The sequence below is a fragment of the Parageobacillus sp. NEAU-HV-2 genome (assembly GCF_059115485.1).
Genome location: NZ_JBXUJJ010000004.1, coordinates 208,203 through 222,192, shown reverse-complemented (window position 1 = coordinate 222,192; position 13,990 = coordinate 208,203). Strand labels below are relative to the sequence as shown.

Here is a 13,990-nt window from a genome sequence, read left to right as displayed (position 1 = left end):
GTCAAAAAATTGTATAAGATGATCGGCACCCGTGTCAATATTCAAGATAACTCGGTTTTGTACCAAAGTCCAAATCATCCACTTATTATTGAAGACGATGTAACAGTCGGTTATCAAGTTATTTTACACAGTTCCATTATTAGAAAAAACGCGTTAATCGGTATGGGGGCGATTATTTTAGACGGAGCAGAAATTGGTGAAGGCGCATTTGTCGGCGCCGGCAGTTTCGTTCCTCAAGGAAAAAATCTCCCTATATACAACTTGCCTTTGACCGTCCAGCAAAAGTCATTCGCGAACTAACAGATAAACGTGAAATGAAACGAATCCGCCGCGAATACGTTGAGAAAGGTCAATATTTTATAAATCATTACAGCAAAAATAATCATGCGAAAACCGCACTTAATAATGAAGCGTAGTTTTCGTTCTAACTAAACAAAAAATCTTACAATTTTTACAGTAAATTTGTATTATCTAAACATTATTTTTTTATTATATAAATGAGCAATTTTTTAAAGGGAGTACGAGCAATGATGACAAAATTTCTGAATCATGTTTACGATTTAGAATGTCGTATTTTCCGCAGTATTAACCGCCATTTTGACCGCAAGTTTTTAAATCTCTATTTCCGTTATATTACCCATATTGGCGGAGCGACTTTTTCAATTTTAACAGTAATATTAGCTATATTTCTACTCCCGCAAGATTGGCGCATGACCGCTGTTGCAAGCGCTTGTGCCTTAACGATAAGTCATATCCCTGTTGCCATCATGAAACGTCTCTATCCTCGTCAAAGACCATATTTAATATTAGATGAAACAAAAGTATTACAAAACCCGTTGAAAGACCATTCCTTTCCATCTGGACATACAACAGCTGTATTCTCAGTGGTAGTCCCATTTTTGCTAGCCTTTCCACACTTATCTTTTTTGCTTCTACCCCTTGCCATTAGTGTCGCTCTTTCAAGAATTTATTTAGGACTGCATTATCCGTCTGATGTCCTTGCAGGATGCCTGCTTGGAACAATAGTTGGCATTTTAGCTTTTAACAGCATACATTCCTTATTATGAACCTCTCCCACATATACCTCGTTTAGAGGTGGGAGACTTCTCAAAAAATGTTAAAAACGAAAAATGCCGGCCGATTGGCGAACAGTGACAGGCACTGTTCGCACTTGAGCTGCCGATTCTTTTCAGTGCCATCATCGGTGGAGCACTTGTCGGTGCGGGAATTGGGCTGATGTTACGTCACGAAACAAGCACTGGGGGAACCGATTTATTAGCACAATTTATCTCAAGGTTAACGAACTACAATGTCGGCATTCTTATTTTTATCATCGATGGAATCGTGATTCTTTGTGGAAGCTGGATTGTTGGGCTTGATATTTTTCTATATTCGGTTGTAGTGGTGACCGTGGTTGGAGCTGTAACAACAATGCTTACCTCGATGAACCGAAAAGTAGGAGGAATATTTACGTTATAGGGAGTTATGTGAAAATAAAGGCTCTATCCTGAAATAAGTGTGGATAACTTTTACTGTTATTTCATTCATCGATGTGCCAATTTGTATTAGCATGGCTGTCTGTTATCGTTAATTGTTGATTTTCGACCAATGAAAAGCCACTTTATGATTATAAGGTAGCTTTTTTGTGCTTATTTTATTCAACTATCGAACTCCGTTAGCTCAACAAATTTTTAGCACTAAGAACTTGATTTCAAAAAAGTTATTTCCGAATTTCAAGGAATAAAACAGACATACAAATGTTTCTATTGCATTGTCAAAGAAATGGTGTTGATCTTGAATTTATTGATGGTACAAATGTAATGATGTTGCTGTAGATTGGTGTCAGGATTAAATAAATAATTTTTAATTTAGCGAAATGAAACGTCTGGCTTCTCAAGCTGGACGTTTTTTATTTTCCTAAAATTACTTAGGTAATGTCATAGGTATAACATTACCGACATATTTTTATTTTAAATCATTTCGAGTAGGGGAGAAGGAGATGAAAGTATATAATGTTCACCAAGCACTAAAAATACTTCAGGAATATTACATTACTGACTCAATTCAGATGGTTACTCGTTGGATCAGAGAAGGAAAGATTAAAGCAGAACGTTCAGCAAACCGAAAGGAGGGTTGGCGAATTCATCACGATGATTTATTCGAGTTTATTGAAGAACACAGACCAGGGTTACCTGAGGTAATGGGAGTTTATGAATGGTATGTAGAAAACTCTTTTTCAATGTTGGCGAGTGACCATCGTGAAAAACAAAATAAATTGGATTCCGAAGAAGTTAAAGGTGATAGCACTCACTCGGAAGAATTAATTAAACAGCTCATGGAGGAGAAGAATCAATTAGAAAATCAACTCATTAATATGCAGGATGAGTTGAACTTGGTTTACGAGCAAATCACTGAATTAACGGTTAAAATTCAAAAGCTGGAAGAAGAAAATGCTTTTTTAATCGGTTTATATGAGCAAATAGATGAGATTTATCAAGAATTAGATGAGATGTATCAAGAATTAAAAAATAAGAATCAACAAGAAAGTAGTAATGAAACACCAAAAACAACGGAGCACAAATTAAAGAAAAAGATGTCTGTTAAAGATTTTAAAACAATTTTCGAAAAAGTGATCAAGGGATACGAAAGTGAAACAATAAAATTCATACAGCAAGAAAATGAACTAATCAACGAAATATATACGTTGTTTTTCAATGAAGATGGAGAGTTAAAAAATGAGGTTATTTATGATGATGAAAAATATCGTTGTCCATTGACTAAGAAGAAGTATAAAAATTTAAGATCCATGCTCAAAAACGCTATCCGAACAAAATTAGAACAAATCCTAAATCCAGTTGACGGAACAGTGTTAGCTAACGGTTCGAGTAGTTAGTCTTTTTCTTATTAAATGGATCTATTAAATTCTAATGTTGATTTTTAAACCATAGAAAAAGACCGAAATCAATCGGTCTTTTTTGTATGTCTTGTTCAACTATCGCACCCCGTTAGTTGAAGTAGAAACCTTCACAATCTCTGCTTTTTGCTTTGTTGAAGAAGTTTGGATTCTCCTGTACGTTCCCATTCTTCTACTGTTTCATATGCTCTTTCTGGAGAATACCCTTTCCCTACAAGAACTCCCATTAGAATAAATTCTTGAAGAATGTGTGTTAAATTTATTCCTCTTTTAACATCCTCTAATCCTTCATTTACCAAAAATTCCGTGTACTGTATCCATTCATCTGGAGTCCTGCCAAAAATAACTGTATTTCCATTGCCATGACCGTAGCCTTTTTCCCCAGCCAATGCATCTGCTTTGGTAACATGAACAGTACCAAATGGATGGTTAGGAGGAGCATATATCGAGTAAAGTTTTAGCGGGATATTACCTGTATTGATTACATTGTGCCATGTTCCAGCAGGTATCATAATGGCAGAGTCATCATAGATTTTTCTTTCAAAGTTTAAATTATCTTTACTCTTGCCCATTCGAACAATCCCTTGACCTTGTTCAATACGTAAGAATTGATCAACGCTAGGGTGCATTTCCAAACCGATATCTTCGCCCACATTGAGACTCATCAATGTAACTTGCAAATGATTTCCTGTCCATAAAGCGGTACGATACGTATTGTTTTGCTTCGTAGCCTTATTGATATTAACTACAAACGGTTCTGGTCCATAATCTTTTAACTCAATTTTATCTTTTCCCTTTGATGATTGTAAAAAACCCAATCGTTTAGCATGCCCTATCTCATTGGGAATAGTCCAGTAAACAGGCTGTCTTCCATAGTTATACATTGGTACGTTAACATAATAAGGATATGGATATGGATACATAAAAGGAACATAGTACATTTTTCTCACCCCTTCGCAGATTTATAAAATTATTCTATGCACTATGTTTAATTTTTTTGCTCTGTTATCGTTTATTGTTGATTTTTTGACTAAAAAAACCGCCCATGATAAGAGCGGTTAATTGAACTATCGCACCCGTTAGTCATAATGAACGAAAAAGCTCCAGTTCGCTTAACGTAGATTGCACTTGTCCATAATGGTAATGCATAACCAATACCATCTACCAAGTGTAGAGCTACAAACGAAAGGAGCTAATTATTATGAAGGATGTACAAAAATTCGTTGGTTTAGACGTATCGAAGGAAATGATTTCTGTTGGAGTGGCAGAGGCTGGACGTGGAGAGCCGCGTTTTCACGGTAATGTTCCCAATAATCCTGAATCTGTTCGTAAATTAATGAAAAAACTAGGCAACCCTGAAAATCTCCATGTGTGTTACGAAGCTGGATCTACCGGATATGGACTTGTTCGATTACTCTTATCTATGGGAATTGATTGTATTGTAGTGGCACCTACGCTTATTCCTCGCCGGGCTGGTGACCGTGTCAAAACAGACCGAAGGGATGCGTTGCGATTAGCTCAGCTTCTTCGAGCTGGGGAATTGACACCTGTTTGGACTCCGGATGAAGACCATGAAGCGTTACGAGATTTAATTCGGGCGAGACATGATGTGAAAGAGGATTTGCAACGGGCTCGTCAGAGATTGGTTCATTTCCTGCTTCGCAACGACATCCGACCTCCTCAAGGCACACGGAATTGGACGGTCAAACACCGGAATTGGCTCAATACCTTAAAGTTTGAAAAGCCATCCTTGCGTATCGTGTTTCAGGAGTATCTTCACGCCATTAAAGAAATAGAGGACCGCATGAAGCGAATCGAGGCAGAGATTCATCAGGAAGCTATTCATAGTGAACACGCACCTGTAATCCAGGCACTTCAAACCTTAAGGGGAATCGCGGAAGTAACGGCGGTGACGTTAGTCGCAGAAATTGGACAATTTTCACGGTTTTCCAGTGCCAGACAGTTAATGTCTTATGCCGGTCTTGTTCCGAAGGAATATTCCAGTGGATTCAGCCGTTGGCAGGGTTCCATCACGAAGATTGGAAATGCCCAGATTCGCCGTGTCCTTTGTGAATCTGCCTGGTCATACCGCCACACTCCTTCTGTAAAAGGAGAGTTATTGAAACGACAAGAGGGACAAGATCCTGAAGTGAAACGAATTTCTTGGAAAGCACAAAACCGTCTTCATAAAAAATTCTATCGTATCACCTCTCGTGGAAAAAGTGGAAAGCAGGCTGCGGTCGCTGTCGCGAGAGAGCTGATTGGATTCATTTGGGCGATTGGTTGTTACATTGAGGAGAAGAAGTTGAATGAAATAAATGTGGCTTAAATTCTAGTGGAAATGGATGATATATAGGTTCTTGCTTGTACATGTAACAAATTTTGAAGGTTTGGCTCGGAGGCAAAATCCCCGGTAAGGAGAACCCTCATCTTCAACTATGTACTAGGTTGCATAACCGAACGTACGCGGTTAGTCCGAGGCAGCTCCGTGACGGATAGGATTGAAATGCGGTATCCAACCCGCGAATATCAGACTGTAAACCGCCGTCAACGTATTTTGCCTTCGTGCCAAGATTTCAAATTCATCTTTTTTCAGCTGCATCATAATATCCTTTCATCGCTTTGATTTGTCAAGGGAACCCCACCCTTGACAAATCAGCGAGAAAGGACCAGTAGTTGGTAAGCTGAAAAAAGGTTATCCTTATCCTAAAACGGATCATTTGATTACATTTCAAAAGAGCTTGACTGTGAGCTTGACATTTTCGTTCATATCAGTTGAACAAGAAAATCTTATTATCACAATGGGTGGAAATGGGGTATGGATATAAAAAAATTTAAAGAGATTGTCAAGGAAACTACAACTTCTTATGGAATGATAAAGAAAAACAATAGTTATTACTTTAATAGCCAAGAAATAATATGTGTTCTTGGTTTGCAAAAATCGTCTTATCACTTCCAGAGAATGAATTAACTTCCATCATCTGTGGTGAAGCCCACTTCATGGTTGGCTAACGGGGCATGTTTGCTGAAGAAGAACGTGAGAACATCTACTTATAGTCGAAATGAGAAAATTTTATCAGGAGAAAAATTTTATGAATAATTTTCATCAATTAGTGAACCAATTACAGGAACGAGTTAGGCAAGAACCTAATAATGTTTGTTTAATAAACGATTTAGCTATCGCATTAATGGAAATCAACCATTATGAAGAGGCGTTTTTCCAGTTTAAAAAAGCGGCTGATATTCATCCAAATGTACAGTCGCTAAAAACTTGGCGTATTTCTACTATCATGAGGGAGAACCATTAGAGGAAGGTGTGTGGAGAATTAAAGAAAAAGAAGCCATTGAGCTTTTAAAAAAGGCCATCCAACATAATCCATCATCCTATTTTCCGTATAATTTATTGGGTGAAATCTATACAGTCAACCATCATTATAATCAAGCCAAAGAGGTATTATTAAAGGCTATCTATATTCAACCTACTCTAGAAAACTTAAATAATTTAGGTATTTGTTATTATAAAACATCATTTCTTGAAAAAGCAGCCGAGTATTTTTATAAGGCGAACTTGGAAAGGAAAGAGAGTAACTTTAGCTTGTATCCATTACTTAGTTATGGGATCTGTTTGGCGGAACTAGGGGAAAGGGAGGAAGCTTTAAAAACCGCAAACCAATTACTTATTCTTAATCAGGAGTTAGAAGATAATTTTGAGGACCAAATCGCTCACATTTATTACATTACAGGAGATTATTCTGAATTTGTTAATATTTACTCCAAATTAGATTTACTTTTTTATGAAGTAGATTGGATACCGCCTTATCTGTTTGCGCTTAAGGAACTTGGCCGATTAGATAAAATGGAAGATATTGTTGAATCGATCATCAAGCATAAATTAAAAGAAATCCAGGAAACTCTTGTAGATGACGAAGAAGAGTGGGAGCCTGGAAGAAAAGAAGAATACATGAATGAATTACAAATGGAAATAAAATTTTTGAGAAATTCGGCGAGGCAAATAATGGAAGGAAAACAGCCTACCTTGGAATATGAGCCCATTGTTGAGACAAGATGTTATTTATTTGGATGTAAAAGGCATAATAACCCTAACTATTTACCTTGTTAAACAAACGGATGCGACAGTGGAACAAGACATACAAAAAAGACACACTTCAGACATTGGCATTTTCATTTTTATACTCATTGGGGTAATCATGCTGTAGATGCTTTACGTGCTTTACATTCAATTATACAAAATCATCAATTTGATGTTGATTAGACTTGCTTCAAAGACTGTTATTTCGCTAACGGGTACGTTTCTGCAACAAGAATGGCAACGCTTTTTTATTCAACTAATGAAGTAGGTTAGTTGAACAAGAGAAGTGATAAACTGGCTAAGAAGTGAAGATATTGATCACTAAGGAGGTCGCTGTGGTTTTAGCAAATTTATTATCAACCGAACAAGATATCAAAAAGTTAATAAGTAGTAAAAAGCTGACTGTATATGTTCGTTCTTTTTATCAAAACTCAGAGAATGAAACCTCACATGTTGTGTTAATTAACGAAAAACAAGAACCATTTTCAATTATGAATGAACCATATGACCATCCATTTTGGGGTGAAATTGATCGAATCTCTATATGTTATGACGAGAACTATCGTGAAGAATTATTAGAATACTACTCTGAAGAAAAGAACGATTGGCGATATAGAGATGTTAATTATATTAGATTTACTGAAATTCATCATCCAAGATTGAGTGTTTATCGCGAGGAATATGAAGCATTTTCTGCTGAGGAAAAATGTAAAGAACAAATCCAAACAGATTTTGCTTTATTGCTTGAAAGTGAAAATAAGAATGTATTGATATACTGTTCGGAATTAGGTGCAACTCTTTATGTTATTGATGATGTGGAAAAAGTAAAGGAAGTTTTAGCCGGTGCCCAAAAAATAATTTAATGGTAGCCGGTGTTTTTCAACTAGCGGGGCAGATTACTGCACGAATCCAACTTATTTTGTACGTTAAAGTTTGATAATAAAGTAAAGTTAGGGGTATGATGTCAAGATGATTATTCCTGTACTAAAAGGGATAGATGTCATGTGCGATGACTGGGGAGAAGAACCTGATGATTTTTATGTTTGTCTAGATGCTTATATTGGTGAAGAGGGAAGTAAAAATCCCTACGAATATGAATTATTTAGGTTTCATATTATAAGCCCCAAAAGACTTGCAAAAAATTTAAATGATACTCTTGAAATAGACATAGGACGAGGATACTTAATAACTAGTGATTATAGCCTTCCAAGGATAGAAAGTAAAATTAAACAACTTCTAACTAATTGTAGAAGGGAAAATTGGGATGAAGTTATTCATGCAATAAGTCGGTACGGGATTTGGGCAGATGAAAGTTAATAATTTTAGTTTTTGTTCAAGGCACATCCAAATAGTGAACTACCCAAATTTATCAACGCTTATAAAAGTGCAAGTTCTACAATTTCCACAAGTGAAAAGGAAACTTTGGAAAGAATATTTTTGGTCAAGAAGTTATTGCTTACTGACAACAGGTGGTTCACCCATTGAAGCAATAAATAAATATATAGAAAATCAAGGATGAGGTAAGGGGATTGGATATGGCCAACAAAGCCTATAAGTTCCGTCTATACCCAACCAAAGAATAGGAACCATTGCTCATCAAAACATTTGGTTGCGTTCGCTTTGTATATAACAAAATGTTAGCGGAGCGGAAAGACATGTATGAACGCTTGAAACACGACAAAGAAGGATGGAAACAACAAAAATTTCCGACTCCTGCAAAATATAAAGAGGAGTAAATTAGCATATTATTTTGGGTCTCCTTTTTCAATGGCTGGTACGATGTGTAGCGATTGTTTGAAAATATGATCTAGTGACCGGAGAACGGATTTCAGGATGGGACATCCTGTTTCGGGGATTGTCCATCACACCGTCAAAAGTGGTAGGAATGGCTGGCAAAGCAGGGGTCAAAAGAGCGAAAGTGGCAGAAGCAGCAGCCGATGTTTCCAAATTGGTCTCGCAAACGAAACATGTTCTCCGCTATGATAAAGTTATGCCTGTCCTTCAAGCGGTATACCACCAAGTCGTAAAGGCGCCGATTACCAACACGATCCGTTTGTTCAAAAAGCAATGGGACGATCTTCTTGACAGCGTTCCATTTGTCCAATGGCAGCCCTCCCTCGCAGGAGTTGGAGCGGTGCCAAGTGGACAGATGATAGGAATCACTGAAGAATCCGTCAGCTCTGTGCGTATTTCGATGAGTCAAGCTGGGGATGGAGTGATTAGAAAAGGATCGGGTGTTGTTGCTAAGGGGACGGGTAAACCTACATCACCTAATATCCATGCCAAGGTTAACTATGGAAGCATTACACCAGAGAAGGACGAAGAAAGGTACTCAAAACAAATGTAGAGTATACAACTCCTACAGGATACACTTATAGAACCGATGACAAAGGACGTATTGTCAGTGCTGAAGGTAAACTTAACTTGGGGGAGTCCAAAAGAAATAATCATGCTCAGAAGGTGGCGGGTAGAGAAGATAGACTACCAGATGATGAAGGCGGACATTTAATAGCAACTATATTTAAAGGTTCGGGTGGGCTTGATAACCTAGTTCCTATGAATGGAAATTTGAATAAAGGAGAATGGAAGAAACTTGAGAACACATGGGCCAAGGATTTAGGTCAAAAAAAATCAGTAGAGGTAAAAATTAAACCTAAATATTCGAGTGATTCTCAACGTCCCGATAGCTTTGAAATAAAATATAAGATTGGAAAAGGCAGATGGATAAGAGTCGATTTTGAAAATGTTTCGGGAGGGAAATCAGGTGGATGAAACTAAATTAGACAGTATATATCAAGCGATCGCACAGAACATTATTGAAACAATACCGGAGGATTGGACTAAAGTTTATTTGTATGCGGAAATAACCGAAGGAGTACGTAAATCTTATTTCTTTTACTACCCAGTTGGGAGTGATGAACCTGTATACAGTCATGATATTCCTGAGTTGTTTGATATTGATGAAAACGAATATGACCAATTGTGGTATCAATTATTGGACTTATTGCAAGAACTATGGAATGAATTCAAAATCAATTCAAATCAGCCTTGGTCAAATCTTACCTTGATACTTGATAATGAAGGTAATTTTAAAATTGATTACAGCTATAATGATCTTTCTAAGGTTGACCCTCATGAGCAACAAATCATCTGGGAATATAAGTATCTGGGACTCATTCCAGAGGATGACGATGACAAGGAAATCTCAAGGAAATCTTAAAAGAATATTTAAACAGCATTAAAGAAAATAATGAATGATATTAATTATTTGTACCTGGCACCACCCGATTTGATTTGCGGATTAAAGCGGAGTAAGAAATAAACACGATCATCTTAAGAAGTAGGTCGATTGAGGACTCTACAATGAATAAAGTCAATCAAAAGGGGGATACATATCATGAGTACCCCCTTTGTTTTTTCAACATAAAGATTTTGATACCGATATAGCCAAACGGACGATTTTGTTTTTCTTCATTTCGTATTCACATAAAAGGCAGTGAGTTTCTTCATTCAAGAAGAATGCGCCATTCCTTATGGCAAACTGTCGGGTGTTGGAGAACTCATATTTATTAGTACATGCCTGAAATTTGCCGAAAGAGAAATAGGAGCAATTTACAAGATATTTACCCTATCTTCGCGATAAATAAATAAGAAAATGTTAGATTGTTGCTGGGATGGTCGCAATGTGCTGATAATCCCTGAAAATAAAATAAGGAGGTATCAACGCAATGAAAAACTTGAAAAAGAAACTCGGTTTATCTGTAGCTGTTGTTTTGTCTACATTAACGTTTGCAACAGCGTATGCGACAACTTCTGTTCCAACAACTTCTACAACTTCAGAAAACCCAAATGTAAGCTCTTTAAGAACGGATGAACCTACATCTTATCGAATTGATCAACTAAAAGATATTGCCATGTACTATTATTGGCATGGCGGAGATCTTGAAAAAGCAGAAAAAGAGATATTTAAAGGAATCACCCTGAAAGGGAAATATGATGTTGTTGAACAAGCATTTAAAGAAGCAACCCTAATAGATCCATATAATCTTGATCTGAAATTTTCGCTTGCATCCACACAAATCATTCAGAAAAAAATTCCAGAAGCGTTACAAACGTATAAGCAGATATTAAATTTAGACCCAAATAATTTCAATGCCAATCTGCTTTACGGGGTTTACTCAAAAGTAAATGGAGACAATGGTGCTTATAAAAGCTCTATTGCAAAGTTAAGACAGCTCGATTCTAAAAAAGCAAATGAATATATTCAAAAATTAAAAAGAACAGAAAGTATTATCAATGGAAAATTAAATACGGAAGTTCCAGATCATTTGCCACAAAAAGACCATGCAATTGTCATCCTTGGATATGCTCTTGCCGATGACGGTTCGATGAGACAACCGCTGATTGAACGTTTGAAAGTAGGTCTTGCCGTTGCAAAACAATACCCGAATTCAAAGATCATTGTAACTGGCGGGGTTCCTAAACAAGGAATTACAGAAGCAGAGGCAATGAGCAACTGGTTGGTTTCTCAAGGAATTGACAAAGATCGAATTATTCTCGAAAATAAGTCAACAGACACGGTGGAAAATGCCCTTTTTACCACTGCCATACTTGAAAAAGAGGGAATAAAAGACGTGACCCTTGTAACAAGCGCAAGCCACATGAGAAGAGCGTTGACGGTATTTAAAGAAGCCAGCGATTTTTATGATAAAATGAATGGCAAACATACCAACAGAAACTTCACCAATGTTGTTTATTTGGACTATCCAACAATCGAGGAAGCACACAAAGTAACGAAAGATGAAATGCTTGTGATCTACCGTGACTTGTTTCGAGTTTCTGGAATTTGGCAATATCCTGGGCTGCAAAGATAAACGAAAATCACGAATATGAGTTGTATACCATATTCATCTTATCTGCAATCAACAAAGAAGGTTTCCTAAAAGTGATCGCTTTTGGGATACCTTCTTTTATTTAATAGCTCTGCATCCTCACCGACTCCTTCAATAAGAGCGAATCCTCTTCGATACTGCCACGGCAATCCCAAGAAGTAGAAGTTACCTCTCTTTGGTGAAGGGGTTATCCTCTATGGTCTAAACTATTCGGAATTTGAATCCATCTATAATCCAGTTGCCCATTTTCCTTGCCAACAATGGCAAACATGGGAATGTAGAAATATTGTAACAAACTTTTCATGCGAAATAAGCGAACAAGATTATAATGAGTTTATAGAAACATTATGTCAAGAAAATAAAGTTTGGTGATGAAAATGTATGGAAATGGACATCCGCATCAAATCGGGAATTCCTACAGGCAAGAGAAGAAGGATGTGGATTATAATGAAAACCCATTTATCGTCATTTGGGAAGTAACGAGAGCATGCCAGCTTAAATGCGTTCACTGCCGCGCCGATGCGCAGCCTGTTCCAGATCCAAGGGAATTAACTCATGAAGAAGGCATCAAGCTGATCGATGCCATTTACGAAATGAATAATCCGATGCTTGTTTTCACTGGCGGCGATTGCATGATGCGGGAAGACCTTTTTGAACTGGCGGATTATGCCATTAAAAAAGGCATGCGCGTCTCCATCACACCAAGCGCCACCCCGAATGTGACGAAAGAAAAAATGGAGAAAGCTAAACAAGTGGGGCTTTCGCGCTGGGCTTTTAGCCTTGACGGGCCAACACCGGAAATTCACGACCGTTTCCGCGGAACACCTGGCTCATTTGAACTTACAATCGAAAAAATAAAATACTTAAACGAATTGAACATGCCGCTACAAATTAACACGGTAATTTCACGTTACAATTATGGCCATCTAGAAGAAATGGCGAATTTGGTTGCTGATCTGAAAGCGGTCATGTGGTACATCTTTCTGCTTGTTCCAACCGGAAGAGGGCAGATAAATGACTGCATTACCCCCGCCGAGCACGAAAAAGTGTTTCGCTGGCTATATGAACTAAGCAAAACAGCGCCATATGATATTAAAACAACCGCGGCACAGCATTATAGACGTGTAGTGCTACAGCAAAAAATGCGCGAACATAAAATTAAAAACGGTGAAATTCGTTATGAGGATACGATTACAACCGATACAGCTTCCATGATCGATGGCTTGAAGCGCGCTCCTAAAGGCGTTAACGATGGGAATGGATTCGTATTCATTTCTCACATTGGCGATGTCATGCCAAGCGGCCTGCTTCCGATTGTATGCGGAAACGTTCGCGAAACCCCGCTTTCGAAAATTTATCGAGAGTCAAAGGTATTTAAAGACTTGCGCCAGCCTGACAACTACAAAGGAAAATGCGGTGTTTGCGAATTTCGTTATATTTGCGGCGGTTCCCGCTCCAGAGCGTACGCGGTTACAGGAGATTATATGGAAAGCGAACCATTCTGTGTGTATATCCCGATGGCAATGAGGAAGAAGGAAAATGCGCCATTGAGCTAACCGTTTGTTCAATGAGGCAACTGCTGATTGAACGTTTAAAAGTAGGTCTTGCCGTTGCAAAACAATACCCAAATTCAAAGATCATTGTAACTGACGGGGTTCCTAAACAAGGAATTCCAGAAGCTTTGGCAATGAGCAATTGGCTGATTTCTCAAGGAGTTCAAAAAGATAGAATTATTCTCGAAGATAAGTCAACAGACACTGTAGAAAATGCCCTTTTTACCACTGCCATACTTGAAAAAGAGGAAATAAAAGACGCTACTCTTGTAACAAGCGCAAGCCACATGAGAAGAGCGTTGACGGTATTTAAAGAAGCCAGCGATTTTTATGATAAAATGAATGGCAAACATACCATCAGAAACTTTACCAATGTGGTTTATTTAGATTATCCATCTATTGAGGAAGCACACAAAGTAACGAAAGATGAAATGCTTGTGATCTACCGTGATTTGTTTCGAGTTTCTGGAATTTGGCAATATCCTGGGCTGCAAAGATAAACGAAAATCACGAATATTATATTGACATAATTCATCTTAAA

14 protein-coding genes and 7 pseudogenes are annotated in these 13,990 nt (G+C 37.6%); 19 read left to right on the top strand and 2 right to left on the bottom strand.

Translation table 11 applies throughout. The features are described 5' to 3' along the window. Positions 1-18: 18 nt before the first annotated feature. The 4 genes and pseudogenes from AC1WMD_RS09400 to AC1WMD_RS09385 all read left to right on the top strand — a co-directional run. Positions 19-382: pseudogene (locus AC1WMD_RS09400) on the top strand (gamma carbonic anhydrase family protein); the annotation flags it as partial. A 145-nt stretch (positions 383-527) separates the two neighbouring features. Continuing rightward, on the top strand, positions 528-1,067 hold the full coding sequence (locus AC1WMD_RS09395; RefSeq protein WP_494256904.1) for a phosphatase PAP2 family protein: 540 nt from the start codon (positions 528-530) through the stop codon (positions 1,065-1,067). A gap of 118 nt (positions 1,068-1,185) precedes the next feature. Further along, positions 1,186-1,479 (top strand): annotated as a pseudogene (locus AC1WMD_RS09390) (YitT family protein); the annotation flags it as partial. A 520-nt stretch (positions 1,480-1,999) separates the two neighbouring features. Then, on the top strand, positions 2,000-2,893 hold the full coding sequence (locus AC1WMD_RS09385) for a helix-turn-helix domain-containing protein (protein WP_043904370.1): 894 nt from the start codon (positions 2,000-2,002) through the stop codon (positions 2,891-2,893). 131 nt (positions 2,894-3,024) lie between these two features. Here AC1WMD_RS09385 and AC1WMD_RS09380 read toward each other — a convergent pair whose 3' ends face one another. Further along, positions 3,025-3,855 (bottom strand): cupin domain-containing protein, encoded by an 831-nt coding sequence (locus tag AC1WMD_RS09380; RefSeq protein ID WP_043904371.1) that lies wholly within the window; start codon positions 3,853-3,855, stop codon positions 3,025-3,027. 260 nt (positions 3,856-4,115) lie between these two features. On the opposite strand from AC1WMD_RS09380, the gene AC1WMD_RS09375 reads away from it, so the two are divergent. From AC1WMD_RS09375 to AC1WMD_RS09315, 13 genes and pseudogenes are all read left to right on the top strand, one after another. Beyond that, positions 4,116-5,243 (top strand): IS110 family RNA-guided transposase, encoded by a 1,128-nt coding sequence (locus AC1WMD_RS09375; protein ID WP_043904372.1) that lies wholly within the window; start codon positions 4,116-4,118, stop codon positions 5,241-5,243. A 763-nt stretch (positions 5,244-6,006) separates the two neighbouring features. Further along, positions 6,007-6,222 (top strand): hypothetical protein, encoded by a 216-nt coding sequence (locus AC1WMD_RS09370; protein ID WP_494256902.1) that lies wholly within the window; start codon positions 6,007-6,009, stop codon positions 6,220-6,222. Positions 6,223-6,230: 8 nt separating this feature from the next. Next, positions 6,231-7,034, top strand: coding sequence for a tetratricopeptide repeat protein (locus tag AC1WMD_RS09365; RefSeq protein WP_494256901.1), 804 nt, complete (start codon positions 6,231-6,233; stop codon positions 7,032-7,034). A 60-nt stretch (positions 7,035-7,094) separates the two neighbouring features. Beyond that, positions 7,095-7,187 (top strand): annotated as a pseudogene (locus tag AC1WMD_RS09360) (DUF5063 domain-containing protein); the annotation flags it as partial. A 152-nt stretch (positions 7,188-7,339) separates the two neighbouring features. Continuing rightward, a complete protein-coding gene (locus AC1WMD_RS09355; protein ID WP_494256899.1) occupies positions 7,340-7,867 on the top strand; it encodes a hypothetical protein in 528 nt (175 codons plus the stop codon). A gap of 106 nt (positions 7,868-7,973) precedes the next feature. Beyond that, entirely contained in the window at positions 7,974-8,321 is a 348-nt protein-coding gene (locus AC1WMD_RS09350; RefSeq protein ID WP_043904374.1) for an Imm8 family immunity protein, read from the top strand. A gap of 12 nt (positions 8,322-8,333) precedes the next feature. After that, a pseudogene (locus AC1WMD_RS09345) lies at positions 8,334-8,523 on the top strand (IS200/IS605 family transposase); the annotation flags it as partial. A 10-nt stretch (positions 8,524-8,533) separates the two neighbouring features. Beyond that, positions 8,534-8,737, top strand: a pseudogene (locus tag AC1WMD_RS09340) (helix-turn-helix domain-containing protein); the annotation flags it as partial. Between the two features lie 77 nt (positions 8,738-8,814). After that, positions 8,815-8,865, top strand: a pseudogene (locus tag AC1WMD_RS09335) (hypothetical protein); the annotation flags it as partial. 24 nt (positions 8,866-8,889) lie between these two features. Continuing rightward, entirely contained in the window at positions 8,890-9,351 is a 462-nt protein-coding gene (locus tag AC1WMD_RS09330) for a hypothetical protein (RefSeq protein WP_494256962.1), read from the top strand. A gap of 50 nt (positions 9,352-9,401) precedes the next feature. After that, positions 9,402-9,776: a DNA/RNA non-specific endonuclease gene (locus AC1WMD_RS09325; RefSeq protein ID WP_494256958.1), complete on the top strand. Its 375-nt coding sequence runs from the start codon at positions 9,402-9,404 to the stop codon at positions 9,774-9,776. Continuing rightward, positions 9,769-10,224 carry an antitoxin YezG family protein gene (locus AC1WMD_RS09320; RefSeq protein WP_494256897.1) on the top strand — a complete coding sequence of 152 codons (456 nt, stop codon included), beginning with the start codon at positions 9,769-9,771 and terminating at the stop codon, positions 10,222-10,224. The genes AC1WMD_RS09325 and AC1WMD_RS09320 overlap by 8 nt, the downstream gene beginning before the upstream one ends. Before the next feature lie 508 nt (positions 10,225-10,732). Beyond that, positions 10,733-11,878, top strand: coding sequence for an ElyC/SanA/YdcF family protein (locus AC1WMD_RS09315; protein WP_494256896.1), 1,146 nt, complete (start codon positions 10,733-10,735; stop codon positions 11,876-11,878). Positions 11,879-11,943: 65 nt separating this feature from the next. Here the strand turns inward: AC1WMD_RS09315 and AC1WMD_RS09310 are convergent. After that, a pseudogene (locus tag AC1WMD_RS09310) lies at positions 11,944-12,131 on the bottom strand (hypothetical protein); the annotation flags it as partial. A gap of 142 nt (positions 12,132-12,273) precedes the next feature. Here AC1WMD_RS09310 and AC1WMD_RS09305 point away from each other — a divergent pair. Both AC1WMD_RS09305 and AC1WMD_RS09300 read left to right on the top strand, forming a co-directional pair. Further along, positions 12,274-13,452, top strand: a complete 1,179-nt coding sequence (locus AC1WMD_RS09305; protein ID WP_494256894.1) for a TIGR04053 family radical SAM/SPASM domain-containing protein — start codon at positions 12,274-12,276, stop codon at positions 13,450-13,452. A gap of 11 nt (positions 13,453-13,463) precedes the next feature. Further along, positions 13,464-13,949, top strand: coding sequence for a YdcF family protein (locus AC1WMD_RS09300; protein WP_494256892.1), 486 nt, complete (start codon positions 13,464-13,466; stop codon positions 13,947-13,949). Positions 13,950-13,990: the final 41 nt, after the last annotated feature.